General features: G+C 60.1%; 29 protein-coding genes. 17 read left to right on the top strand and 12 right to left on the bottom strand.

The features are described from left to right. Positions 1-57 precede the first annotated feature (57 nt). Positions 58-498 (top strand): hypothetical protein, encoded by a 441-nt coding sequence (locus tag Q7C20_RS08595; RefSeq protein WP_375066754.1) that lies wholly within the window; start codon positions 58-60, stop codon positions 496-498. Beyond that, positions 495-899, top strand: coding sequence for an META domain-containing protein (locus Q7C20_RS08590; RefSeq protein ID WP_348058692.1), 405 nt, complete (start codon positions 495-497; stop codon positions 897-899). Before Q7C20_RS08595 ends, Q7C20_RS08590 begins: the two co-directional genes overlap by 4 nt. Before the next feature lie 130 nt (positions 900-1,029). On the opposite strand, the gene Q7C20_RS08585 is transcribed toward Q7C20_RS08590, so the two are convergent. Then, a complete protein-coding gene (locus tag Q7C20_RS08585; protein WP_348058690.1) occupies positions 1,030-1,491 on the bottom strand; it encodes a TlpA disulfide reductase family protein in 462 nt (153 codons plus the stop codon). Positions 1,492-1,607: 116 nt separating this feature from the next. Here Q7C20_RS08585 and arsC point away from each other — a divergent pair, with 116 nt between their 5' ends. The 3 genes from arsC to Q7C20_RS08570 are packed head-to-tail and all read left to right on the top strand — an operon-like array spanning position 1,608 to position 2,975. Continuing rightward, complete coding sequence (gene arsC, locus Q7C20_RS08580; RefSeq protein ID WP_375066753.1) at positions 1,608-1,961, top strand: arsenate reductase (glutaredoxin); 354 nt, start codon at positions 1,608-1,610, stop codon at positions 1,959-1,961. Continuing rightward, positions 1,958-2,572, top strand: a complete 615-nt coding sequence (gene wrbA / locus Q7C20_RS08575) for an NAD(P)H:quinone oxidoreductase (protein WP_375066752.1) — start codon at positions 1,958-1,960, stop codon at positions 2,570-2,572. Before arsC ends, wrbA begins: the two co-directional genes overlap by 4 nt. After that, on the top strand, positions 2,556-2,975 hold the full coding sequence (locus Q7C20_RS08570; RefSeq protein ID WP_375066751.1) for a DUF2069 domain-containing protein: 420 nt from the start codon (positions 2,556-2,558) through the stop codon (positions 2,973-2,975). The genes wrbA and Q7C20_RS08570 overlap by 17 nt, the downstream gene beginning before the upstream one ends. 88 nt (positions 2,976-3,063) lie before the next feature. Here Q7C20_RS08570 and Q7C20_RS08565 read toward each other — a convergent pair whose 3' ends face one another. Together Q7C20_RS08565 and ttcA are read right to left on the bottom strand one after the other, a co-directional pair. After that, on the bottom strand, positions 3,064-3,735 hold the full coding sequence (locus tag Q7C20_RS08565; protein ID WP_348058682.1) for a DNA-3-methyladenine glycosylase I: 672 nt from the start codon (positions 3,733-3,735) through the stop codon (positions 3,064-3,066). A gap of 67 nt (positions 3,736-3,802) precedes the next feature. Then, entirely contained in the window at positions 3,803-4,627 is an 825-nt protein-coding gene (gene ttcA, locus Q7C20_RS08560; protein WP_375066750.1) for a tRNA 2-thiocytidine(32) synthetase TtcA, read from the bottom strand. A gap of 366 nt (positions 4,628-4,993) precedes the next feature. On the opposite strand from ttcA, the gene Q7C20_RS08555 reads away from it, so the two are divergent. Together Q7C20_RS08555 and Q7C20_RS08550 are read left to right on the top strand one after the other, a co-directional pair. Further along, entirely contained in the window at positions 4,994-5,596 is a 603-nt protein-coding gene (locus Q7C20_RS08555; RefSeq protein WP_375066749.1) for a Yip1 family protein, read from the top strand. Between the two features lie 129 nt (positions 5,597-5,725). Then, a complete protein-coding gene (locus tag Q7C20_RS08550; protein ID WP_375066748.1) occupies positions 5,726-6,220 on the top strand; it encodes a SprT family zinc-dependent metalloprotease in 495 nt (164 codons plus the stop codon). A 103-nt stretch (positions 6,221-6,323) separates the two neighbouring features. On the opposite strand, the gene Q7C20_RS08545 is transcribed toward Q7C20_RS08550, so the two are convergent. Next, complete coding sequence (locus tag Q7C20_RS08545; RefSeq protein WP_375066747.1) at positions 6,324-7,499, bottom strand: CaiB/BaiF CoA transferase family protein; 1,176 nt, start codon at positions 7,497-7,499, stop codon at positions 6,324-6,326. 157 nt (positions 7,500-7,656) lie between these two features. Here Q7C20_RS08545 and tusD point away from each other — a divergent pair, with 157 nt between their 5' ends. From tusD to Q7C20_RS08515, 6 genes are all read left to right on the top strand, one after another. After that, on the top strand, positions 7,657-8,049 hold the full coding sequence (gene tusD / locus Q7C20_RS08540) for a sulfurtransferase complex subunit TusD (RefSeq protein WP_375066746.1): 393 nt from the start codon (positions 7,657-7,659) through the stop codon (positions 8,047-8,049). Position 8,050: 1 nt separating this feature from the next. Continuing rightward, on the top strand, positions 8,051-8,401 hold the full coding sequence (tusC, locus tag Q7C20_RS08535) for a sulfurtransferase complex subunit TusC (protein WP_375066745.1): 351 nt from the start codon (positions 8,051-8,053) through the stop codon (positions 8,399-8,401). Beyond that, complete coding sequence (tusB, locus tag Q7C20_RS08530; protein ID WP_348058668.1) at positions 8,401-8,679, top strand: sulfurtransferase complex subunit TusB; 279 nt, start codon at positions 8,401-8,403, stop codon at positions 8,677-8,679. Before tusC ends, tusB begins: the two co-directional genes overlap by 1 nt. After that, positions 8,676-9,011, top strand: coding sequence for a TusE/DsrC/DsvC family sulfur relay protein (locus tag Q7C20_RS08525; RefSeq protein WP_375066744.1), 336 nt, complete (start codon positions 8,676-8,678; stop codon positions 9,009-9,011). Before tusB ends, Q7C20_RS08525 begins: the two co-directional genes overlap by 4 nt. Continuing rightward, complete coding sequence (locus tag Q7C20_RS08520) at positions 9,008-10,009, top strand: glycosyl transferase family protein (protein WP_375066743.1); 1,002 nt, start codon at positions 9,008-9,010, stop codon at positions 10,007-10,009. Before Q7C20_RS08525 ends, Q7C20_RS08520 begins: the two co-directional genes overlap by 4 nt. A gap of 88 nt (positions 10,010-10,097) precedes the next feature. After that, a complete protein-coding gene (locus tag Q7C20_RS08515; protein ID WP_375066742.1) occupies positions 10,098-11,093 on the top strand; it encodes a glutathione S-transferase family protein in 996 nt (331 codons plus the stop codon). Between the two features lie 300 nt (positions 11,094-11,393). Here the strand turns inward: Q7C20_RS08515 and cysG are convergent, their stop codons facing one another. From cysG to Q7C20_RS08485, 6 genes are read right to left on the bottom strand one after another with little or no spacing between them, the layout of a single operon-like run. After that, entirely contained in the window at positions 11,394-12,788 is a 1,395-nt protein-coding gene (gene cysG, locus Q7C20_RS08510) for a siroheme synthase CysG (RefSeq protein ID WP_375066741.1), read from the bottom strand. Further along, the gene (gene serS / locus Q7C20_RS08505) at positions 12,789-14,069 is read right to left on the bottom strand and encodes a serine--tRNA ligase (protein ID WP_375066740.1); all 1,281 of its coding nucleotides are present in this window, start codon (positions 14,067-14,069) and stop codon (positions 12,789-12,791) included. A 15-nt stretch (positions 14,070-14,084) separates the two neighbouring features. Then, positions 14,085-14,459, bottom strand: coding sequence for a fluoride efflux transporter CrcB (gene crcB / locus Q7C20_RS08500; RefSeq protein ID WP_348058656.1), 375 nt, complete (start codon positions 14,457-14,459; stop codon positions 14,085-14,087). Then, positions 14,459-15,781: a replication-associated recombination protein A gene (locus tag Q7C20_RS08495; RefSeq protein ID WP_375066739.1), complete on the bottom strand. Its 1,323-nt coding sequence runs from the start codon at positions 15,779-15,781 to the stop codon at positions 14,459-14,461. Before Q7C20_RS08495 ends, crcB begins: the two co-directional genes overlap by 1 nt. A gap of 27 nt (positions 15,782-15,808) precedes the next feature. Then, the gene (lolA, locus tag Q7C20_RS08490) at positions 15,809-16,432 is read right to left on the bottom strand and encodes an outer membrane lipoprotein chaperone LolA (protein WP_375066738.1); all 624 of its coding nucleotides are present in this window, start codon (positions 16,430-16,432) and stop codon (positions 15,809-15,811) included. Between the two features lie 54 nt (positions 16,433-16,486). After that, positions 16,487-18,892: a DNA translocase FtsK gene (locus Q7C20_RS08485; protein WP_375066737.1), complete on the bottom strand. Its 2,406-nt coding sequence runs from the start codon at positions 18,890-18,892 to the stop codon at positions 16,487-16,489. Between the two features lie 497 nt (positions 18,893-19,389). Here Q7C20_RS08485 and aat point away from each other — a divergent pair, with 497 nt between their 5' ends. The 3 genes from aat to infA all read left to right on the top strand — a co-directional run bounded on the left by aat (position 19,390) and on the right by infA (position 21,153). Then, positions 19,390-20,070, top strand: coding sequence for a leucyl/phenylalanyl-tRNA--protein transferase (gene aat, locus Q7C20_RS08480; protein WP_375066736.1), 681 nt, complete (start codon positions 19,390-19,392; stop codon positions 20,068-20,070). 56 nt (positions 20,071-20,126) lie between these two features. Continuing rightward, complete coding sequence (locus Q7C20_RS08475; protein WP_348058645.1) at positions 20,127-20,834, top strand: arginyltransferase; 708 nt, start codon at positions 20,127-20,129, stop codon at positions 20,832-20,834. A 100-nt stretch (positions 20,835-20,934) separates the two neighbouring features. Continuing rightward, complete coding sequence (gene infA, locus Q7C20_RS08470; protein ID WP_002553999.1) at positions 20,935-21,153, top strand: translation initiation factor IF-1; 219 nt, start codon at positions 20,935-20,937, stop codon at positions 21,151-21,153. 272 nt (positions 21,154-21,425) lie between these two features. On the opposite strand, the gene clpA is transcribed toward infA, so the two are convergent. Both clpA and clpS read right to left on the bottom strand, forming a co-directional pair. Beyond that, positions 21,426-23,696 (bottom strand): ATP-dependent Clp protease ATP-binding subunit ClpA, encoded by a 2,271-nt coding sequence (gene clpA / locus Q7C20_RS08465; protein WP_375066732.1) that lies wholly within the window; start codon positions 23,694-23,696, stop codon positions 21,426-21,428. A 29-nt stretch (positions 23,697-23,725) separates the two neighbouring features. Next, the gene (gene clpS, locus Q7C20_RS08460) at positions 23,726-24,094 is read right to left on the bottom strand and encodes an ATP-dependent Clp protease adapter ClpS (protein ID WP_005789091.1); all 369 of its coding nucleotides are present in this window, start codon (positions 24,092-24,094) and stop codon (positions 23,726-23,728) included. 224 nt (positions 24,095-24,318) lie between these two features. Between clpS and cspD the strand changes: the two genes are divergently transcribed. After that, positions 24,319-24,582 (top strand): cold shock domain-containing protein CspD, encoded by a 264-nt coding sequence (gene cspD, locus Q7C20_RS08455; RefSeq protein WP_375066808.1) that lies wholly within the window; start codon positions 24,319-24,321, stop codon positions 24,580-24,582. Positions 24,583-24,590: the final 8 nt, after the last annotated feature.

The following is a 24,590-nucleotide window of genomic DNA, read 5'->3' as shown; positions in this document are numbered from 1 at the left end:
CGGGGCTCATGATGAGCCGGCACCCGTGATAGGATGCCGCGCCTATTTGGAGGATCCATGGCCGAACACGATTTCCGCTTCAGCTTGCTGAGCCCGCAACACACCCTGATCGAATGCCGCGCCCTGGTGCCGGGCCGTTACCAAATCACCGGCAACGGAGGTTCGATCAAGCATGGCGACGTCTTGATCGTCACCTTGCGCGGCAGTAAAACCCTGTCGATGCGACTGACCGTCGAAGGTGACGCGCGTTACTCCATCCGCCCGGCGGGCCAATGGGTCGCCATGGCGCAGGGGCCGAAGTTCGGCGAGTTGGAGATTCACACCTGGAAGGTTAACTGCGACAGCTGCGACAAGGTGCTCGACTTTGAATTTGCGGTGGAAACCAAGCTGAGCAAAGAGCCGCTGCAACCGGCTGCCACTGCGCGCATCAAGGAACTGGGCTGGGCCACCGCAGGCGACAAGCACCGTTGCCCGAAATGCCAGCAGGCCGGGCAATGAAAGGCCTGCTGCTGCTCGCGGCCGTCGGGGTTGCCCTGACGGGCTGCGCCGGCGACGCGGTGAAGTTAGAGAAGGATCACAGCTACGTGGTGGAATGGATTGGCGAGCGGCCGTTGATGGATTACGCGCACCTGACCGTCACCCTCGGCGCTGATGGCCGCGCCTACGGCAATGGCGGCTGCAACCATTGGTTTGCGCCGTACACCGTGAATGGCGACAAGCTCAGCTTCGGCAAGGTCGGCAGCACCCGCAAACTCTGCGCCGAGGCCTTGATGGAGCAGGAACACCGCTTCTTCCAGGCCCTGCAAGGCGTCGAGCGCTGGGACATTTCGCCGATCGAGCAGGCGCGTTTCTGGCCGGCTGAAGGCAAGCCGATTCGCCTCTGGCGCGAAGAAGGCTGATCCTGGGTTTCCACGATCCAAATGTGGGAGCGGGCTTGCTCGCGAAGGCGGTGTGTCATTCGCACCTTAAGTAGACTGACCCACCGCCTTCGCGAGCAAGCCCGCTCCCACACTGGTTTTTATTGTCGCTCTAACCGCGCAAGGCCTTGAGCTTGGCCAGCACCCCTTCCGCCGTCTGCTCGCCCATCAACTGCTCACGCACCTTGCCCTTGTCATCGATGATGTAGGTCACCGGCAGCGCCTCACTGCGCGGAATGTCGAAAATCTCTTCCGGGTTCTGCGCCAGTACGGTGAACTTGATCCCCAGCTTCTCGCTGGCAGCTTTAAGCTCTTCACCCTGCACGTTGTCGAAGTTGACCCCGAACACGCCCACATTCTGCCCTTTCAATTGCTCGGCCAAGGCGTTGAGCTCGGGGATTTCCGTGCGGCACGGGCCACACCATTCGGCCCAATAATTGACCACCACCCAGTGTTTGTCCAAGCGCTCGGCCGCTACTTTCTTGCCATTTTGGTCAACGCCGTAATCGTTACCGCAGCCGCTGAGCAGCAGGGTTGTGATGATCGCCAATGCACCGATCAGTCGCCTTGTCATGGGGTAATCCTTCGCAAAAAATGAACGTTGGCTGCGACCTATCGCCTCTTACGGTTTAAGGACAGGTTGCTGCGCAGGTAGAATACCCGCCACCTTACGCAAGATGCGACCCGCACATGACCGATCTGACGCTTTATCACAACCCGCGCTGCTCGAAATCCCGCGGTGCGCTCGAACTGCTGGAAGCCCGTGGCCTCAAGCCGACCGTGGTGCGCTACCTGGAAACCCCGCTGAGTGCCGCGCAATTAAAGGCGTTGATCGGCAAGCTCGGCATCGGCGCGCGCCAACTGCTGCGCACTGGCGAAGACGAATATAAAGCCCTCAACTTGGCCGACGACAGCCTCAGCGAAGGGCAACTGATTGCCGCGATCGCCGAGCATCCGAAGCTGATGGAACGCCCGATCCTCGAAACCGCGAGCAAAGCCATCATTGGCCGGCCGCCGGAAAACGTGCTGGAGATTCTGCCGTGACTGCGCCGTATGTGCTGGTGTTGTATTACAGCCGCAATGGCTCGGTGAGCGAGATGGCGCGACACATTGCGCGCGGTATCGAGCAAGCCGGGCTGGAAGCGCGCCTGCGCACCGTGCCGGCGGTCTCCACCGAGTGCGAGGCCGTGGCGCCGAGCATCCCGGAGGAAGGTGCGCTGTATGCCAGCCTCGACGACCTGAAAAACTGCTCGGCCCTGGCGCTCGGCAGCCCGACGCGCTTCGGCAACATGGCCGCACCGCTCAAATACTTTATCGACGGCACCAGCAACCTGTGGCTGACCGGCGCGCTCGTCGGCAAACCGGCCGGAGTATTTACCTCCACTGCCAGCCTGCACGGCGGCCAGGAAACCACGCTGATGTCGATGCTGCTGCCGCTGCTGCACCACGGCATGCTGATTACCGGCCTGCCCTACAGTGAACAGGCCTTGCTCGACACGCAGGGCGGCGGCACGCCGTATGGCGCCAGCCACCACGCGGGGCCGGACGGCAAGCGCATGCTCGACCCCCATGAAATTACCTTGTGCCGCGCCCTTGGGCTGCGCCTGGCGAAAACCGCGATCCTGCTGGAGAACGGCCGTGGCCCGCAAACCTAAGGTCCTGCCGCCCCAGGCGTGGCTGGAGCCGCGAGTCAAAATCGCCAGGGTCTTGAGCCTGCTGGCGTTTTTGGGCCTGGTGGGGTTGCTGTGCGGGTATTACCTGTTTTTGGCCGACCTGCACGGCGCGCGGCCCTGGGTGATTCTGCTGATCGAACTGGTGCCGCTGCTGGTGCTCGCGCCGGGAATGCTGCTCGGCAGTGCGCGCGGGCATTCGTGGATGTGTTTTGTGGTGAATTTGTATTTCATCAAAGGCGCGCTGGCAGCCTATGACCCGAACCGGCAATGGTTTGGGGTGCTGGAAATGCTGGCGAGCCTGGCGGTGTTTTGTACCGCGTTGTTGTATGTGCGCTGGCGGCATCAGTTGAACCGGCGGTTGGTGGCAGAGGCTGTGTCTGCCTGACAATCGCCATCGCAGGCAAGCCAGCTCCCACATTTGGAATGCATTCCCCTGTGGGAGCTGGCTTGCCTGCGATAGGGTCACCTCGGTCTCAATGATTCACCGTATAAGCCAGCATCATCGACAGCTGGCACATTGGTCGCCCACTCTCGGCATGCCATTGATTGAAGGCCCCCTGCACCGCCGCCAGATCCCGCAGGCTGGTCGGCGCTTTGTCGACGATCTTCTGTGCGTTCAACGCCGCCACCACGTCATAGCTCGGTACAAAAGTATCCTTGCCGACCATGCGCAAGAAGCGCGGGGCCGACAAACCGCCCAGTTGATGGCCGTGTTTGCTCAGGTACTTCCACAACCCGACGATATCGGTCACCGGCCATTCGGCGATAAACGCGCCAAAGCTGCCCTTTTCCTGCTCGATATCCAGAATCATCTGCGCATTGCGTGGCACACTTTTGAGTTTGCCCAGGTGCCGGATAATGCGCGTGTCCTGCATCAGGCGCTCCAGGTGCTCGGCGCCCATCAACACGACTTTTTCCGGATCGAAGCCGAAAAATACCTGCTCGAACGCCGGCCACTTGCCGTCCACTACGCTGTGCTTGAGCCCGGCGCGGAATACCCGCAGCGCCAGGGTCGACAAGTAGCGGTCATCGCTGATCTTGCGCAGTTGCGCCGGGGTCTTGGGTACAGGCAGGTGGGCGTTCAGTTCGGCCGCCGAGCCGAAGCGGTTCAGACAAAATTCGTGCAACCACTTGTAATCGCGCATGCCCTCTCCCGGGAATCAAATTGAAAACGGCGCCCGCAAGCGCCGTGTGTCAGAGCGTTGAAACCGCTTAGAGGTTCACTACATTGACAAAGCGCGAAGCGGCGCTCTCGTCGATCTTGAGGCTGTTGAAGTCAAACAGGTTGCGGTCAGCCAGTTGCGACGGCTGCACGTTCTGCAAACTGCGGAAGATGCTTTCGGTGCGGCCAGGGGTCTTGCGCTCCCACTCCAGCAGCATGTCCTTGACCACCTGGCGTTGCAGGTTTTCCTGGGAGCCACACAGGTTGCACGGGATGATCGGAAACTGCTTGAGGTCGGAGTAGGCCTGGATGTCTTTTTCGTTGCAATACGCCAGCGGGCGGATCACCACGTTGCGGCCATCGTCGGCGCGCAGCTTGGGCGGCATGGCCTTGAGGGCTCCGTTGAAAAACATGTTGAGGAAAAAGGTCTCGACGATATCGTCGCGATGATGACCCAGCGCCATTTTGGTTGCGCCGATCTCATCGGCAAAGGTGTACAGCGTGCCACGGCGCAGGCGCGAGCACAGCGAACAGGTGGTCTTGCCTTCCGGGATCAGCTCCTTGACCACCGAATAGGTGTCTTTTTCGACGATGTGATAGTCCACGCCCAGTGTTTTCAGATAGGCCGGGAGTACATGCTCGGGGAAACCTGGCTGTTTCTGATCCATGTTGACGGCGACGATTTCGAACGTGATGGGCGCGACCTTTTGCAGGTGCAGCAACACATCGAGCATCGTGTAGCTGTCTTTGCCGCCGGAAAGGCAGACCATCACCTTGTCGCCGTCCTCAATCATATTGAAATCGGCGACCGCTTCACCGGCCAGGCGACGCAGGCGTTTTTGCAGTTTGTTCTGGTTGACCGTAAGAGTGCCCATGGCGCTTGGATCCGCTGGAGGTGTGTGACGAAAAACGCGGCATTTTACCGATAAGGATGCCGAAGTTCCAATGTGGGAGCTGGCTTGCTCGCGAAGGCGGCGTGTCAGTTGATACCTGCACGACTGACACGCCGCCTTCGCGAGCAAGCCCGCTCCCACATTTTCGATTGAGTATTGCCAGACAGACCTCACCGCGATTAACCACACTGTTTACAGCGCGATTTGCTCTAAAGGCCCTACGGTTTTTCCGGTCATCACTTCCTATACTCCAGCTTGAGGTCGCACAACTATCCGGGACCTTTGAGGCCATTTGGCCCGTGGGCGCTCCGATGGGGGGCGATGGTAACAACGACAGGAGTGACTGGCATGATCCATCACGTCGTGGGGCTATTTACCCATCCCGACAGGGAATGGCGGGAAATTCGTGGCGATAAAGAAGAAAGCATCAGCCACATGTACCTCACTCACACCTTGATTCTCGCGGCGATCCCCGCCGTTTCCGCCTTTATCGGTACTACGCAGGTGGGTTGGGTCATCGGCAACCGCGCGCCGGTGATGCTGACTCAGGAAAGTGCGCTGTGGATGACGATCATGTCGTACGCCGCCATGCTCGGCGGTGTAGCGGTGATGGGCGCGTTTATCCACTGGATGGCTCGCACCTACGACGCCAACCCGAGCATGGCGCGGTGCGTGGCATTTGCGACCTACACCGCAACACCGTTGTTTATCGGCGGGCTTTCAGCGCTCTATCCGCATATGTGGCTGGGCATGGTCGTGGGCACGGCAGCGATCTGTTACACGGTTTACCTGCTGTATGTGGGGCTGCCGACCTTCATGAGCATCGACCCGGACGAAGGGTTCCTGTTTTCCAGCTCGGTGCTGGCTGTTGGGCTGGTGGTGCTGGTGGCGATCATGGCGTTTACCGTGATCGTCTGGGGCCTGGGCGTAGGGCCGATCTACACCAACTGATTCACCGAACACTGCAGGAGAAGCCACCGAAAGGTGGCTTTGTGCGTTATGCATGACCATTCGGCGCCTGACAGATTCGGAAACACTCAGCTTTGCGGCATACTGGACGTCTCTGGAGATATGTACAGCATGCCCGAGCAACTCAATACCCGCGTCGAAGATTGTTTCCTGCAAGCCGAATCCTTTTTTAAACGAAGCTTCAAGCGCCCCCACGTCAGCCTCAAGCTGCGGGGCCAGAAGGCGGGTGTCGCGCATTTGCACGAGAACCTGCTGCGCTTCAACCCACAGTTGTACCGTGAAAACAGCCAACACTTCCTCAAGCAAACCGTGGCCCATGAAGTGGCGCACCTGATTGCGCACCAATTGTTTGGCGAGCGCATCCAGCCCCATGGCGAGGAATGGCAACTGATCATGCGCGGGGTTTACGAACTGCCGCCGGACCGGTGCCATACCTATCAGGTCAAACGTCGGCAGGTGACCCGCTATATCTACCGGTGCCCGTGTGCGGACAGTGATTTTCCGTTTTCGTCGCAGCGCCATGCATTGGTGGGTCAGGGACGGCGGTATTTGTGCCGTCGGTGTCGGCAGACCTTGGTGTTTACCGGGGAAACTCGAGTGGAATGAGGGCCTCATCGCAGGCAAGCCAGCTCCCACAATTGGACTGTGTTGTCCGGTCGATCACCGATCAAATGTGGGAGCTGGCTTGCCTGCGATGGCGCCCGCTCAGTCACCCCACCACTTTGGCCTGCCGCAACTCGGCTATGCGCTGAGCACTGAACCCCAACTCCAGCAACACTTCATCACTGTGCGCTCCCACCGCAGCCCCAATATGCCGAGGCGCCGGCAAGCCCTCTGAAAACTTCAACGGGCACGCTATTTGCGCCTGCGTCGAGCCATCGCCCCTGGGCACCTGGCTGACCAGTTCCCGCGCCTTCAACTGCGGATGGTCCAGCGCTTCACTCAAGCTCAACACCGGCTCAACACACGCATCCACCCCGGCAAACAGCACGCGCAGTTCCTCAAAGTTGCGCTTTTCAAACTCAACCTGCAGCGCCAGTTTGAGGGCCTTTTGTTGATCGGGCTTCAAGCTGTACGCGGCTAACTCTGGCTTTCCCAGCGCTTCGCACAATGGCTGCATAAACGCCGGTTCCAGGCTACCGACCGACATCCAGCGCCCATCGCGAGTGCGGTAATAATCGTAAAAACTGCCGCCATTGAGCACATGGCTCTCCCTCGCCGGCTCAACCCCACAGGCCAGGTAACCGGCACCGGCCATGGCGTTCAGGCTGAACGAGCAGTCGGTCATGCTCACATCCAGGTATTGCCCGACCCCGCTTTGCTGCCGCGCGATCACCGCCGCGAGCAACCCCACCACGGCGTGCAGCGAACCACCGGCCACGTCGGCCACTTGCACACCCAGCGGCAACGGCCCCGTGTCCTTGCGCCCGGTATGGCTGGCCACGCCGGCCAACGCCAGGTAGTTGATATCGTGCCCGGCGCGGTCTTTATAGGGCCCGGTCTGCCCGTAGCCGGTGATCGAGACATAGATCAGCCGGGGATTGATCTCCTTGAGGGCTTCGTACCCCAGGCCCAGGCGCTCCATCACGCCGGGGCGAAACTGTTCCAGGAGGATGTCGTAGCCCTTGACCAGCTCGCGCACGATCTCCAGCGCTTCGGCCTGTTTAAGGTCCAGCGCAAGGCTGCGTTTATTGCGGTTGAGGTAAGCGTGGCTGGCCGAAGTGCCCTGATCATGGGGCGGCAACACGCGCAGCAGGTCCCTGCGCGTGGGCGATTCGATGCGCAGCACCTCGGCGCCCATGTCGGCCAGCATCAGCGACGCGAACGGGCCGGGCAGCAAGGTGGAAAAATCCAGCACTTTAAGGGACGCCAAGGGGCCTGACATAGGGACTCCAGTTCCGTTTCGAATACCCACAGACTAGGCAGCCCTGGGCCTACCGGCAATCGTCAGAACGATCAACGACAGTGACCGTTTTGATCACGGCGGGCTTTTTCGTGGCGGCGGCTTTATCATTGGCCCACGTTTGCGCTCAGAGTGTTCCATGAAGTTTGCAATTGCCCTGTTTTCCGCCGCCCACGCGCCCTCCTCACGCCGCGCCCTGCTGTTCGCCCAGGCGGCGTTGGCTGGCGGGCATGATATTGTGCGGCTGTTTTTTTATCAGGACGGCGTGTACAGCGCTGCCAATAACAGTGTTACGCCGCAAGACGAGCAAGATATCGCCCGCCAATGGCGCGAGTTTGTCAGCGAACACCAGCTCGACGGCGTGGTGTGCATTGCCGCTGCCTTGCGCCGTGGCGTGCTGAACAGCGAAGAAGCCGCGCGTTATCAGCGCAGCGCGGTCAACCTCGACGCACCGTGGGCGCTGTCGGGCCTGGGGCAGTTGCACGACGCCGTGCAGGCCGCCGACCGCCTGATCTGCTTTGGAGGGCCGTAACATGTCCAAATCCTTATTGCTGATCAGCCGTCAGGCCCCGTGGTCCGGGCCGGGCGCACGGGAAGCACTGGATATCGTATTGGCTGGCGGCGCCTTTGATCTGCCGATCGGCCTGCTGTTTATGGACGACGGTGTGTTCCAGCTGGCACCCCATCAGCACGCCAGGGCCGTGCAGCAGAAAGACCTCAGCGCCAACTTGCAGGCGCTGGGACTGTTCGGTGTGGACGAAGTGTTCGCCTGCAGCCACAGCCTGACCGAACGTGGCCTCGCCCCGCCCGCCAGCGCCCAACCGCTGAGCAGCGACGAAATTTCCACGCTGATTGACCGTTACGACCAGGTGATGACCCTCTGATGTCGACTTTACATGTGGTGTCCCATTCCCCGTTTACCGACAGCCGTCTGGCCAGTTGCCTGCGCGTGTGCGGCGCTCAAGACGCAATCCTTCTGTGTGGCGACGGCGCCTACGGCCTTCACAACCCGGCCCTGCAACTCAAGGGCGTTAAAGTCTTTGTGCTGGCCGAAGACATGCAGGCGCGCAACCTGCCCTTGCCGGACTGGGCCGACAGCGTTGACTACCCCGGCTTTGTGCAACTGTCGATCGATTACGACAAGGTCAACAGTTGGCTATGAACACCTTGACCGTAGGCGAGCGCACCCTTGAGCTGGACAAGGACGGTTACCTGGTGGACCTGAATCAATGGTCCGCCGATGTCGCCAACGCCCTGGCCGCCGCCGAAGCGTTGGAACTGACGCCGGCCCACTGGGAAATCCTCGAACTGCTGCGCGGGTTCTACGCCGAATTCCAGCTGTCCCCCGCCACCCGCCCGCTGATCAAGTACACCGCCTTGAAGCTGGGCGTGGAAAAGGGCAACAGCCTGCACCTCAATAAACTGTTCAACGGCACTCCCGCCAAACTCGCCGCCAAACTGGCGGGCCTGCCCAGACCGACGAATTGCTTATGACCGATTTTGCCCCGCTGACCCTTGAAACCCCTGCCGAGCATCCCTTTGCTCAATTCGTGCGCATCCTCGGCAAAGGCAAGCGCGGCGCGCGCAACCTCACCCGTGAGGAAGCCCGCGAGGCCATGGGCATGTTGCTCGACGAAAAGGTCGAAGACACCCAGCTCGGGGCCTTCCTGATGCTGCTGCGCCACAAGGAAGAAAGCCCGGAAGAACTCGCCGGTTTCACTGAAGCCGTGCGTGAGCGCCTCAACGCTCCGGCGCTGAACGTGGACGTTGACTGGCCGACCTACGCCGGCAAAAAACGCCACCTGCCGTGGTATCTGCTGGCCGCCAAGTGCCTGGCGCAAAACGGTGTGCGCATCCTCATGCACGGTGGCGGCGCGCACACGGCCGGGCGGCTTTATACCGAGCAACTGCTGGAAGGTTTGCAGATTCCGCTGTGCCGCAACTGGCAACACGTAGAAACAGCTTTCGAGCACGGCAACCTGGCGTTTATCCCGCTGGGCGACTGGGCGCCGCAATTGCAGCGCATGATCGACTTGCGCAACACATTGGGCCTGCGCTCGCCGATTCACTCGCTGGCGCGCCTGCTTAACCCGCTCAATGCACGCCTTGGCCTGCAAAGCATTTTCCACCCGGGTTACCAGGGCGTACACCGCGATGCCAGCGGCCTGCTCGGCGACAACGTGATTGTGGTCAAGGGCGATGGCGGCGAAATCGAGATTAACCCGGACTCCCCGAGTCACCTGTACGGCACCACCGGCGGCCAAAGCTGGGATGAAGAGTGGCCCGCCCTTTCCGCCCAGCGCCACGTCAAACCGGCCAGCCTGGAGCCCGAGCATTTGAAGGCGCTGTGGCGTGGCGATGTTGAAGACAGCTACCCGCAACTGGCGCTGATCGCCACCATGGCGTTGGCCTTGCGCGGCCTCGGTCGCTCGCGGGAACAGGCGTTCGAACTGGCCCAACAGTATTGGGATGCGCGGGATAAATCGATTTAATCGATGATTAAACCCTGCTCTTTGCGCTTTTAGTTCGAACTCATCCCTTTAGACTGGGCTCCAACGCTTATTAGTTGAGGAGCCAGCCATGGGTTTGCTGATCGAAGGACACTGGAAAGACCAGTGGTACGAAAGTAGCGCTGATGGCGCATTCCAGCGCGAACAGGCACAACGCCGCCATTGGGTGACCGCCGACGGCAGCCCTGGCCCAAGCGGCGAAGGCGGCTTCAAGGCCGAAGCTGGCCGCTACCACCTCTACGTGTCCCTGGCCTGCCCGTGGGCTCATCGCACCTTGATCCTGCGCAAACTCAAGGGTCTGGAAAACCTGATCGATGTGTCCGTGGTCAGTTGGCTGATGCTGGAAAACGGCTGGACCTTCGACAAGGCCCACGGCTCTACCGGCGACGCTCTCGATGATTTCACCTTCATGCACCAGCGCTATACCGCTGACACTGCCGACTACACCGGGCGCGTCACCGTGCCGGTGCTGTGGGACAAAAAGCTCAACCGCATCGTGAGCAATGAATCGGCGGAGATCATCCGCATGTTCAACAGCGCGTTTGATGAATTGACCGGCAATACCCTGGACTTCTACCCCGAGGCCTTGCGCTCGACTATTGATGCGCTGAACGATCGCATCTACCCCGCCGTGAACAACGGCGTGTATCGCGCGGGTTTCGCGACGTCGCAGCAAGCGTATGAGAGCGCATTTGATGATGTGTTCGCCGAGCTGGATCACCTGGAACAGCATCTGGCTGACCATCGGTACCTGGCGGGCGAGTACCTGACCGAAGCCGATGTGCGGCTGTTCACCACGCTGATTCGTTTTGATGCGGTGTATTACAGCCACTTCAAATGCAATTTACGCAGAATCGCGGATTACCCGAACCTGTCGAACTGGTTAAGGGAGCTGTATCAGTGGCCAGGCGTGGCCGAGACGGTGGATTTCGCGCATATCAAGGGGCATTACTACGCGAGCCACCGCACGATCAATCCGACGGGAATTGTGCCCAAAGGCCCGTTGCAAGGGTTTGATGGACCGCATGATCGGGAGCGGTTGATCGGCGAGGGTGTGTGTAACTGATACCACTGTATCTCTGTGGCAAGTTGGCTTTCTGTGGCGAGCGGGCTTGCCCCGCGTTGGGCTGCGTAGCGGCCCCAATAAAAAACACCGCGTTCTGCCAGGCAAAACGCGGTGTTTGGTTTCAGGGCCGCTACGCAGCCCAACGCGGGGCAAGCCCGCTCGCCACAACAAGCCCACTCGCCACAGGGAGCTAACTTGCCACAAAGGCCCACTTGCCACAGTAAGCCAACTTGCCACAAAGGCCCGCTCGCCACAGGGCGCCCACTTGCCACAACAGGCGCACTCGTCATACCAGCCGTATTAGACCTGAGACTGCGCGCCTTCAAACCACTTGAGCTTCTCGCGCAGCAGCACCACTTCACCCACGATCACCAATGTAGGCGCATGCACTTCATGCTCCGCCACCATGCGCGGCAAGTCCGCCAAAGTACCGGTGAACACGCGCTGGTTGGACGTGGTGCCCTGCTGGATCAACGCCGCAGGGGTATCCGGCGAACGGCCGTGTTTGATCAGCTGTTCGCAGATGATCGGCAAGCCGATCAGGCCCATGTAAAACACCAGGGTTTGTGACGGCCCAACGAGGTCCCGCCAGGGCAGGTCCGAGGTTCCGTTTTTCAAATGCCCGGTGATAAAGCGCACCGACTGTGCATGGTCACGGTGTGTCAGCGGAATCCCGGCATACGCCGCGCAACCACTGGCCGCCGTTATGCCGGGCACCACCTGGAACGGGATGCCATGGGCCGCCAGTTCCTCGATCTCTTCGCCACCGCGCCCAAAGATAAATGGATCGCCGCCCTTGAGGCGCAGCACGCGCTTGCCTTGCTTGGCCAGGTCGACCAACTGCTGGTTGATCTGGTCCTGCGGCACGGCGTGCTCGGCGCGACGCTTGCCCACATACACGCGCTCGGCGTCTCGACGGCACAGTTCAAGAATTGCCGGGGCTACCAGGCGGTCATACAGCACCACGTCGGCTTGTTGCATCAGGCGCAAGGCGCGGAAGGTCAGCAGGTCCGGATCACCCGGGCCTGCACCCACCAGGTAGACCTCGCCCGGTGCATGAGGCGGCGCGCCGTTGACCTTTTCGATCAACAGGCGCTCGGCTTCAGCGCCCTGCCCGGCCAACTGGCGGTCGGCAATCGGGCCTTGAAACACCTCTTCCCAGAACGCACGACGTTGCTGCACATCCGGGTACAACCCTTTGACCTGGGCACGAAAACGCGCCGCCAACCCGGCCAATTGGCCGTAAGTGGACGGAATCCAGGTTTCCAGCTTGGCGCGGATCAAGCGTGCCAGCACTGGCGCATCGCCGCCGCTGGACACCGCAATCACCAGCGGTGAGCGGTCGACAATCGCCGGGAAGATCACGCTGCACAAGGCCGGTGCATCCACCACATTCACCGGCACGCAACGGCGCTTGGCCTCGCTGGACACTTGCGCGTTCAGTGGCTCGTCGTCGGTTGCCGCGATGATCAGGGTGCAACCGTCAAGGTCAGCCTCCTGATAACCGCGAAAAATCAGTTCTCCGCCACTGCCCAGCACCAGTTCACGCAACTGGTCTTCGATCTGGGGAGCAACTACCCGCAGCAACGCACCGGCATCGGCCAGCAGCCGGGATTTGCGCAAGGCAATCTCCCCGCCACCGACGACCAACACACGACTGCCGCGCAGGTTATGAAACAGCGGCAGAAATTCCATTTAACCGATGACCTCAACGCCCGCCATATAAGGCTTGAGCACCTCAGGTACGCGAATCGAACCGTCAGCCTGCTGGTAGTTTTCCAGCACGGCAACCAGCGTGCGGCCTACGGCCAAACCGGAACCGTTGAGCGTGTGCACCAGCTCCGGCTTGCCGGTTTCCGGGTTACGGAAACGCGCCTGCATGCGACGGGCCTGGAAATCACCGCAGTTGGAGCACGACGAAATCTCGCGGTACTTGTCCTGGCTCGGCACCCACACTTCGAGGTCGTAGGTCTTCACGGCGCTGAAACCCATGTCGCCTGTGCACAGGGCCAGTACGCGGTATGGCAACTCAAGCAGTTGCAGGACGCGCTCGGCGTTGGCGGTCAGGCCTTCCAGGGCTTGCATGGAGGTCGACGGCTCAACCACTTGCACCATCTCGACCTTGTCGAACTGGTGCTGGCGGATCATGCCGCGGGTGTCGCGGCCCGATGCGCCGGCTTCACTGCGAAAGCACGGGCTGTGGGCGACGAACTTGAGCGGCAGTTGCTTGGCGTCGAGGATCTCGCCGGCGACGATGTTGGTCAGCGACACTTCGGCGGTCGGGATCAGGTACAGGTCGGCTTCGCCGTCGCGGCTGATCTTGAACAGGTCTTCTTCGAACTTCGGCAGCTGGCTGGTGCCCATCAATGCCGGCGCCTGCACCAGGTACGGCGTGTAGGCTTCTTCGTAGCCGTGCTCGGCGGTGTGCAGGTTGATCATGAACTGCGCCAGGGCACGGTGCATGCGCGCGATCGGGCCGCGCAGCAAGGCAAAGCGTGCGCCGGACATTTTCGCTGCGGTTTCGAAATCCAGGCCGCCGGTCAATTCGCCCAAGGCGACGTGGTCCTTGATCTCGAAATCAAAGGCTTTTGGCGTGCCCCAGCGGCGCACTTCGACGTTGCCGTCTTCGTCTGCGCCAATCGGTACCGATTCGTGCGGCAGGTTGGGGATGCCCAGCAGGATCGAATCCAGCTCGGACTGAATTTTATCCAGCTCGACCTTGCCATCGGATAACTCGGTGCCCATGCGCTCAACGTCAGCCATCAACGGCGCGATGTCTTCGCCGCGCTGCTTGGCCTGACCGATGGATTTGGAACGTGCATTGCGCTCAGCCTGCAGTGCTTCGGTGCGGGTCTGGACGGTCTTGCGCTGTTCTTCCAGCGCTTCGATGCGCGCAACGTCCAGGGCAAAGCCACGGGATGCCAGGCGGTCCGCTACGTCCTGAAGGTTGCTACGTAACAGTTTGGAATCGAGCATGTCGGTCTCTCGTTATCAAAGTTTGGTCAAGGACAGGCCAGCCCAGGTGGCGAGCAGCCCGCCGAACACGCTGATGCCCAGGTACCCGAAAGCAACCAGGGCTTGCCCGCTCTCGAGCAGGCGCACCGTGTCCAGTGAAAAGGATGAAAAGGTCGTCAGACCGCCTACAAAGCCGACAATCAAGCCGGCGCGAATTTCAATCGGCACTTCCGGGCGCAACAGGAACCAGCCGTACAGCAAGCCGATGATCAAACAGCCCACCAGGTTGACCGCCAGGGTCGCCGTATAAAAATGCTTCGGCCAATTGGCGCTGACCCATGTACCGGTGGCGAAACGCAATAATGTACCAGCGATGCCGGCTACGGACACGGCAAGAATTGTCTTGAGCACTACTTTCTCCGCTGTTTGGGGCTGAGTCGATCGAGTTGCGCGAGATGGTTGAGCTTTTCACCGATCTTCAGCTCCAGGCCACGGGGCACCGGCTGGTAGAACGGCTGCGGCTCAAGGTCATCGGGAAAGTAGTCTTCACCGGCGGCATAGGCGTCCGGCTCATCATGGGCATAACGGTATTCGTCGCCATAGCCCAACTGTTTCATCAGCTTGGTCGGTGCGTTGCGCAGGTGCAGCGGCACTTCGAGCGAACCGTGTTCGGCTGCCGCGCGCAGTGCGGACTTGAAGCCCATGTACACCGCGTTGCTTTTCGGCGCGCAAGCCAGGTAGGTAATGGCCTGGGCCACCGCCAGTTCGCCTTCGGGGCTGCCGAGGCGTTCCTGCACTTCCCAGGCGGCAAGGCACAGGCTCAGGGCGCGCGGGTCGGCGTTGCCGATGTCTTCGCTGGCCATACGCACCACGCGGCGCGCGAGGTACAGCGGGTCGCAGCCGCCGTCGATCATCCGCGCGAACCAGTACAACGCGCCGTCCGGGTTGGAGCCACGCACGGATTTGTGCAGCGCGGAGATCTGGTCGTAGAAGGCTTCGCCGCCCTTGTCGAAGCGCCGGCGCGTGTCGCCGAGCAAGCTTTGCAGGAGGTCGACGCCGATCTCGCTGCTGTCTTCGGCCAGGTCGGAGGCGTTTTCCAGCAGGTTGAGGAAGCGGCGGCCGTCGCCGTCGGCGGCGCTCATCAGAATCTTGAAGCCTTCGTCGCCGAGGCTCAGTTGACGCTTGCCCAGGCCCTTGTCTTCGCTCAAGGCGCGCTGCAGCAGTTTGAGCATCGCCGCTTCGTCCAGGCTCTTGAGCACATAGACGCGCGCCCGCGACAGCAACGCATTATTGAGTTCAAACGAAGGGTTTTCAGTGGTGGCGCCGATAAAGATCAGCGTGCCGTCTTCCACATAAGGCAGAAACGCATCCTGCTGCGACTTGTTGAAGCGGTGCACTTCGTCGACGAACAGGATGGTGCGCTTGCCGTATTGCCCGGCCTGCTGCTTGGCCACTTCAACGGCCTGGCGAATTTCTTTGACCCCGGCGAGTACCGCCGAGACCGTTTCGAAGTGCGCATCCGAGACCTTTGCCAGCAACCGCGCGAGGGTGGTTTTACCCACCCCCGGCGGCCCCCAGAAAATCATCGAGTGCAGCGCGCCCTGCTCCAGGGCTTCGCGCAATGGCTTGCCGCGAGCGAGCAGGTGTTCTTGCCCGACGTACTCATCCAGATTGGTCGAACGCAAACGCGCCGCCAGGGGTTGAGAGATCGGGTCAGTTCGAAACAGGTCCATGGGCAGCGTTTGAAACCTCTAAGCGGGTTATTCCTGGATCACGTCGGCACCCTTGGGGATGACGAACTTGAACTTGGAGGCATCGACAACGCCGTTGGCCTTGACCCCGGAGAACAGGATGTCGGTGCGCTGACCGACGCTGTCGATCAGGCGCATGTTATTGATCACACCGTTGCCGAACGACAATTGCAGGCTGTCGAACAGCGTGTCCTTGGATTTCGGCTTGAGGGTGAACTCGATCACGTTGCTGGTTTGCTTGGAGGTGATGTCAAAGCTGTCGCTGATCTTCGACACATCGCCCGACAGCAGCAGCGCCGGGGTTTGGTTCAGGCGCGGGTCGAGCTTTTTGATGGTCGCCTGTTCCAGGTCCGGGTCCCAGAGGGTAACTTTCTGGCCGTCGGAAACGATGGTCTGCTCGTTCGGCGCGTCGGTTTTCCAGTAGAACAAACCTGGGCGTTGCACGGCCATTTCACCGGCCGTTTCCTGCAACTGAGTGCCGCCGCCGTCCAGGGTGAGCTGGGAGAAGCGCGCAGTCAGGGTCTTGGATTTGTCCAGCAGGTTGGTCAGGCTGGCAACGGAGGCCGGGTCGGCGTGCGCCGAAACAGCGGTCAGGGCCAGTGCCGGCAACAACAGCATGCGGATAAGACGCATGGGAGTCCTCATTGAGTTGTTTGGGCGCGCCGCGTGCAGTCACGCGGCACGGGCTCAGTCGCGCATCTGCCCGGGGGCGATGACTTCACGCGAGCCGTTGGTGTTCATCGCAGTCACGACGCCGGCGTTTTCCATGGATTCAATCATGCGAGCGGCGCGGTTGTAGCCGATTTTGAGTTTGCGTTGCACCGCAGAAATGGACGCGCGGCGGCTTTCCAGTACGAAGGCCACGGCCTCGTCGTACAGCGCATCGGTTTCAGCATCGTCATCACCGCTGCTACCGCCGTCGAAACCGCTGCCGGCCTCTTCAACGCCGGCGAGGATGTCGTCGTTGTATTCGGGCGCGCCACGCAGCTTCCAGGCCTCGACCACACGGTGAACCTCTTCATCGGAGACGAAGGCGCCGTGAACGCGGATCGGCAGGCTGGTGCCGGGCGGCATGTAGAGCATGTCGCCGTGGCCCAGCAGTTGCTCGGCGCCGCCCTGGTCGATGATGGTTCGCGAGTCGATCTTGCTCGACACCTGGAACGCCATCCGCGTCGGAATGTTGGCCTTGATCAGGCCAGTGATCACGTCCACAGATGGACGCTGGGTGGCGAGAATCAAGTGAATACCGGCGGCACGGGCTTTCTGGGCGATACGCGCGATCAGCTCTTCGACCTTCTTGCCGACGATCATCATCATGTCGGCAAATTCGTCGACCACCACCACGATGGTCGGCAGCTTGGTCAGCAGCGGCGCTTCGTCGTGAATGCTTTCGCGCTTGTACAGCGGATCGACCAGCGGCGTACCGGCGTCCTGGGCTTCCTTGACCTTGGCATTGAAGCCGGACAGGTTTCGCACGCCCATCTTCGCCATCAGTTTGTAGCGACGCTCCATCTCGGCCACGCTCCAGCGCAGGGCGTTGGCAGCGTCTTTCATGTCGGTGACGACCGGGCACAGCAGGTGTGGAATGCCTTCGTAGATCGACAATTCAAGCATCTTCGGGTCGATCATGATCAGCTTGGCGTCATCCGGGCCAGACTTGAACAGGATCGACAGGATCATCGCGTTCACGCCCACCGACTTACCGGAACCGGTGGTACCGGCGACCAGCAAGTGCGGCATTTTCGCCAGGTCTGTGATCACCGGCTTGCCGCCGATGTCGTGACCGAGGGCCAAGGTGACCGGCGATTTGAAGTTGTCGTATTCCGGCGTCGACAGCACTTCGGAGAAGCGCACGATCTGGCGGTCTTCGTTGGGAATCTCGATACCCACGGTGGTCTTGCCAGGGATGACTTCCACCACACGCACACTGGTCACGGCCAGGGAACGCGCCAAGTCCTTGGCCAGGTTGGAAATACGACTGACCTTCACACCAGCCGCCGGCTGGATTTCGTAACGGGTAATGACCGGGCCGGGGTGGATCGAGTCCACGGTCACTTCGACGCCGAATTCCTTGAGCTTGATTTCCAGCAAGTGGCCGACAGCCGCCAGCGACTCGGGGGAATAGTTGAGTTGTTTCTTTTCGGCCGGGTCGAGAATCGAGATCGGCGGCAAAGTGCCTTCGACGGCGCTGTCGACAAACAACGGCGCCTGTTTCTCTTTCTGCACGCGGGCACTCGGCTCGGGCGCTTTGGGCGGCGCCGGGGCGATGACTGGCGGCACCTGCTTCTCGCGGTCCGACATGTGCTTGCTCAGGGCCTGCTCGCGCTCGATCAAGCGCTCCTTGACCTTGGCCTGCTCGCGCCGGTCCGGCGTGCTCGGGGCTACCACTTCGTTGACGCGGGTGTCCACTTCACGCAACTGCGCAACCATGCGCTTGCGATCAACCCGGGCCGACCACCAGCGATTGGCAGCGCCCTGGAACAACTCCAGCAGGTCGAGCGTGATCTTGCCGGTCACGTCCATCACCTTGAACCACGAGAGGTCGGTGAACACGGTGAGGCCAAACAGGAACAGCGCGATGAACATCAGCGTGCTGCCCTGGATATTCAGGCTCTTGCGCGCCAAGTCGCCAAGGCTTTCGCCCAAAGCGCCGCCCGCGCCCGCTGGCAGGCCAGTAGGTGCGTGGAAATGGATATGTGCCAGCGCGGCGCCGGACAACACCAAAAAGACCAGGCCGATCAGGCGCCAGGAGAACAGCCAGCCGCTCCACTGCCACGGCTCGTGACGCTGGCGAAAGATCTGCCAGGTCTTGATCGCCAGCAACAGCGGGAAGATGTAAGCGAAGTAACCCAACACCATAAACAGGATGTCGGCACTGTAGGAGCCGGCAGGACCGCCGAAGTTCTGCACGTCTTCGATCTTGCTGTTGTGGCTCCAGCCCGGATCGTCCTTGCCATAGGTGAGCAAGGCCATCATCAGGAACAGGCACAGGGCGCCGATCGCGATCAGCGCGCCTTCCTTGAGTCGATAATGCAGGTGCTGGCGCCAGGCCGGCACGACTGCTGCTTTAGGTGTTGCGGCGGATTTCTTCAAAACGGGTCTATTCCTGCGCCTGTAGCGCGTCCATCTGTTGAATGACTGCAAATACTGCCCAATCCGAGCAGCTGAAAAATGAACGAGCGTCGTTGAATCTACTTTTAACACCGGATAATGGTTCGGCGAAATGGCGATTACGCCATAATGGCCGCATTGTACGGGTTTGCGTCCGCGATGCCACGTACTTGCCCTTCACCCGGCAGCCTAGACAATTGAGGTATCACAGCCTGTTCAATTTGAGCATGCATTGTCTTTGCTGACAAAGGCTTATGAGCTGTATTTACCAATCAGCGCAAGCTTGGCAAATGGCCTGCATGGTGCAGACCCGTTTACGACCACGCCTTCGGCACAGAGTTGCAGAAACACCCGTTCACGCTAAAGCTCGCCAATGCCCGATTCGGGCTGGCCCCACAGCGCTGCGTCGACAATAATCACTCCCTGTGCGGCAGGCGACAGTTCTGCCACTCCCCTCCCCTACCGTAAGCCTGGATGCCATGCTGACCTGGTTGCAACGCCACTCCCTGACATTTCCGCCACTGGCCAAGGCCATGCGCGAACCCAATGGCCTGCTGGCTGCCGGTGGCGACCTGTCGGCCGAACGTCTGATCCAGGCCTACCGTCACGGCTGCTTTCCGTGGTTTTCGGAGGGCCAGCCGATTCTGTGGTGGTCGCCCGACCCGCGCACGGTGATATTCCCCGACGAACTGCATGTGTCGCGCAGCCTCGGCAAACTCCTGCGTCAGCAGCGCTACACCGTCACCTTCGACAAAGACTTCGCGGCCGTCATCCAGGCCTGCGCGGCACCCCGTGCGTATGCCGACGGCACCTGGATCACCGAAAGCATCCAGAACGCCTACCTCGAGCTGCATCGGCGCGGCCATGCGCACTCAGTAGAGGTGTGGGACAACGACGAGCTGGTGGGCGGCCTGTATGGCCTGGCGATGGGCCACCTGTTTTTTGGCGAGTCCATGTTCAGCCGCGCCGACAACGCCTCCAAATTCGGCTTCGCCACACTCACCCGACAGCTGCAGGCCTGGGGCTTTGTGCTGATCGACTGCCAGATGCCCAACGACCACCTCCACAGCCTCGGCGCCCGCGCCATCCCACGGGATGACTTCGTGGGCTTTTTACACAACCATTTGGACCAACCAAGCTCTGGACCGTGGGTTTCCTAGGCGACTTCCTCGCACCTGGCTTACACTTATTTCAAAGCTTATCCCGAGGGTTGATCATGACCGAGCTGGCGCGATTGAAGTTTTATGCCACTCAAGCCCACGCTTGCAGCTATCTGCCCGAAGAGCAGGCCACCACGCTGTTCCTCGACCCCAGCCAGCCCATGGACGTGCATGTGTACGCCGACCTTTCGGAAATGGGTTTCCGGCGCAGCGGCGATCACCTTTACCGCCCGCACTGCCAGAACTGCAACGCCTGCGTTCCGGCACGCATCCCGGTTGCGCAGTTTTTGCCGGACCGCAACCAGAAGCGCATCCTCAAGCGCAACGCCGACTTGACGGTGACCGCAACCAAACCGCACTTCAGCGAAGAATATTTCGACCTGTACCAGCGCTATATCGAGCAACGCCACGCTGACGGCGACATGTTTCCACCGAGCCGCGATCAGTTTTCGACGTTTCTGGTACGCGACCTGCCGTTTTCGCGCTTCTATGAGTTTCGCCTTGAGGGTCGCCTGGTCGCGGTCGCCGTGACCGATTTGCTGCCCAACGGCCTGTCGGCGGTCTACACCTTCTATGAACCGGCCGAAGAGCGTCGCAGCCTGGGACGCTTCGCGATCCTGTGGCAAATCGGCGAAGCGATACGCCTGGAACTGGAGGCGGTGTACCTCGGTTACTGGATCAAAAACTGCAAAAAGATGAATTACAAGACCCAATATCGGCCCATAGAACTGCTGATTAATCAAAGATGGGTCACGCTTAACTAGAACCCCTTGGCTTAAACACCCTTTTTCGGGCACAATGCACGCCGCTTTTGCCTGGCGCAGTTGCACCGGGCCATTCACTGGATACCGAGGGCTTTACTGCATGTCGAAAGAAGACAGCTTCGAAATGGAAGGCACTGTCGTCGACACCCTGCCCAACACCATGTTTCGTGTGGAGTTGGAAAATGGGCACGTCGTAACCGCGCATATCTCCGGCAAGATGCGCAAGAACTACATTCGTATTCTTACCGGCGACAAAGTGCGCGTCGAGCTGACGCCCTATGACTTGAGCAAAGGGCGCATCACTTACCGCGCGCGTTAATCAAGTCAATACAAAACGCCCGGTTATGCCGGGCGTTTTTGTGTGTGCATGATTTAACAGCCACCCGTTAACTCTGCGGGAACTGGCTTGTGTGGGAGCGGGCTTGCTCGCGAAGGCGGTGGGTCAGCTAATAAATCTATTAACTGACCCACCGCCTTCGCGAGCAAGCCCGCTCCCACATTGGTTGTTCAGCGATCACAAGGCAGCGATCCCTCTGATCATGCAGACAGCAAAAAGGCGCCTTTCGGCGCCTTTGCTTTTTCAGCTGTCGATCAGGCCATTTCAGCCGTGGTCTCGAACTCGAAGGTCAGCTCGCCGTCCTTCAGGTCGATATGCACCACGCCGCCATGGTCGGAAAGCTCGCCAAACAGGATCTCTTCGGCCAATGGCCGCTTGATCTTGTCCTGGATCAGACGTGCCATTGGGCGGGCGCCCATTGCCGCGTCGTAACCCCCTTCGGCGATCCAGCTGCGCGCCGCTTCCGTCACTTCCAGCTGCACGCGCTTGTCTTCCAACTGCGCTTGAAGCTCGGTAAGGAACTTGTCCACCACGCTTTTGATGACCTCATGGCTGAGGCGACCAAACTGGATAATGGTGTCCAGACGGTTACGGAACTCTGGCGTAAAGCTCTTCTTGATCACTTCCATTGCATCGGAAGAGTGATCCTGATGAGTAAAGCCGATCGAGGCCCGCGCGGCCGTTTCGGCACCGGCGTTGGTGGTCATGATCACAATAACGTTGCGGAAGTCCGCCTTGCGCCCGTTGTTGTCGGTCAGCGTGCCGTGATCCATGACCTGCAGCAGCAGGTTGAAGACTTCCGGGTGCGCCTTCTCGATTTCATCGAGCAACAACACGCAATGCGGCTGCTTGGTGATCGCTTCGGTCAACAGGCCGCCCTGGTCGAAGCCGACATAGCCCGGCGGCGCACCGATCAGGCGCGACACGGTGTGGCGCTCCATGTATTCGGACATGTCGAAACGTACCAGCTCAATGCCCATGGCCTTGGCCAACTGGCGCGCTGCTTCGGTTTTGCCGACGCCGGTCGGGCCTGCGAACAGGAACGAACCCACTGGTTTGTCCGGCGACTTGAGGCCCGCACGCGAAAGCTTGATCGCGGTGGACAAGGCGTCGATGGCCGCATCCTGACCGAATACGGTCAGCTTGAGGTCGCGCTCCAGGTTACGAAGCAGCTCTTTATCGGAACTGTTGACGTGCTTAGGCGGAATACGCGCGATTTTCGCCACAATGTCCTCGACCTGAGGCACATCGATGCGTTTCACACGCTTCTCGACCGGCTGCAGGCGCTGGTAGGCGCCCGCCTCGTCGATCACGTCGATGGCTTTGTCCGGCATATGGCGATCGTTGATGTAGCGCGATGCCAGCTCAGCCGCCGCGCGCAACGCTTCATCGGTGTACTCGATGCCATGGTGCGCTTCAAAGCGCCCCTTGAGCCCGCGCAGGATGCTGATGGTGTCTTCAACCGAAGGCTCGGAGACGTCAACCTTCTGGAAGCGACGCGCCAGGGCACGGTCTTTCTCGAAGATGCCGCGAAATTCCTGGAACGTGGTCGAACCGATGCAGCGAATATCACCCGACGACAGCAATGGTTTGAGCAGGTTGGACGCATCCATCACGCCACCGGAGGCCGCACCGGCACCAATGATGGTGTGAATCTCGTCGATAAACAGGATCGCCTGCGGGCGCTTTTTCAGCTCGCCAAGCAACGCCTTGAAGCGCTTCTCGAAGTCGCCACGGTACTTGGTCCCGGCGAGCAACGCGCCCAAGTCAAGGGAGTAGACAACGCTGTTGGCCAGCAGGTCCGGGACCTGATTATCAACAATGCGCTTGGCCAGGCCTTCGGCAATCGCGGTTTTACCCACGCCCGCCTCACCCACCAGCAACGGGTTGTTTTTGCGACGACGCGCGAGGATCTGCGCTACGCGTTCAACCTCAAGCTCACGCCCCACCAGCGGATCGATCCGCCCCTGGCGCGCCAGCTCGTTCAGGTTACTGGCATAGGCATCCAGCGGGTTGCTGGAGGAAGAAGACTCACCGCCCTCTTCATCCTGCATATCCTGCTCACCTTCGGAATGATCGCCGTGCCCCGGCACCTTGGAGATACCGTGGGCGATGTAGTTGACGACATCGATACGGGCAACGCTCTGCTGTTTGAGCAGGAACACTGCCTGGCTTTCCTGTTCGCTGAAAATCGCCACAAGCACATTGGCGCCTGTGACTTCTCGCTTACCGGAGCTCTGCACATGGAAAACGGCACGCTGAAGCACCCGCTGAAAGCCCAGGGTTGGCTGGGTTTCACGGTCTTCATCGTGAACGGGAATAAGTGGCGTAGTGGAGTCGATAAACTCCTGCAGGTCATGCTTGAGTTTGTCGAGGTTGGCGCCGCACGCACGCAATACGGTGGCGGCAGCTTCGTTATCCAAAAGTGCCAGAAGCAGGTGCTCGACGGTCATGAATTCATGACGCTTCGAACGGGCCTCCTTGAAGGCAAGATTGAGGGTGACTTCGAGCTCGCGGTTTAACATAGCTTCACCTCATACCCAAGTGGTCGGCGTTAACCGTCCTTCTCGATTTCACAGAGTAGCGGATGCTGGCTTTCCCTGGCGTACTGGTTGACCTGCATGGCCTTTGTCTCGGCGATGTCGCGGGTAAACACTCCACATACTGCCCGTCCTTCTGTGTGAACGGCCAGCATTACCTTGGTCGCCAACTCGCGGTTCAGGTTAAAAAACACCTCGAGCACTTCGACGACGAAATCCATCGGTGTGTAGTCATCATTGAACAAAACCACCTTGTACATCGGCGGCGCCTGTAACGCAGGTTTGGCCTCCTGAACAGCAATGCCTGCAGAACCGTCGTCATCATGTTCCTGATCCGGGCGATCCTGATTGAATGTTAGTCGAATCTGGCTGTTTGCATGCATGGAAAGAATGGTTCGTCAGTGGTTCAAATTCAGTGATGGGGGCAACCTGTCAGAAATTCAACTCTGACTGACTGGTCACCTTGACTATCGGTAGAACGGTGTTACAACCAATAGAACCCACAGTGGGTAAAAAAGGTCCGCGCAGTCAACCTTATTTATTCGGGTTAGGACGGATAATCTGGATGATACTCCAGTGATGGAGTCTGGTGCTGAGGGATATGGCTATGGCAAGCGGGACGGTCAAGTGGTTTAACAATGCCAAGGGTTACGGCTTCATTATTGAAGACGGCAAGGACGAAGACCTGTTTGCGCATTTCTCACAGATTCAGATGGAAGGCTATAAAACGCTGAAGGCGTCCCAACCGGTGTGCTTTGATATTATTCAAGGGCCCAAGGGCAAGCACGCCGTCAATATCACTGCGCCCGCTTCAGGCGGCACAGCGAAAAAAGAAAAGCGCACGCGAGAATCAAAAGAACAACCGGCTTAATCAAGCAC

It is taken from the genome of Pseudomonas sp. AMR01 (assembly GCF_041946035.1).
In the GTDB taxonomy this organism is placed as follows: Bacteria; Pseudomonadota; Gammaproteobacteria; order Pseudomonadales; family Pseudomonadaceae; genus Aquipseudomonas; species Aquipseudomonas antarctica_B.
This window is presented reverse-complemented; position numbering and strand designations above follow the sequence as displayed.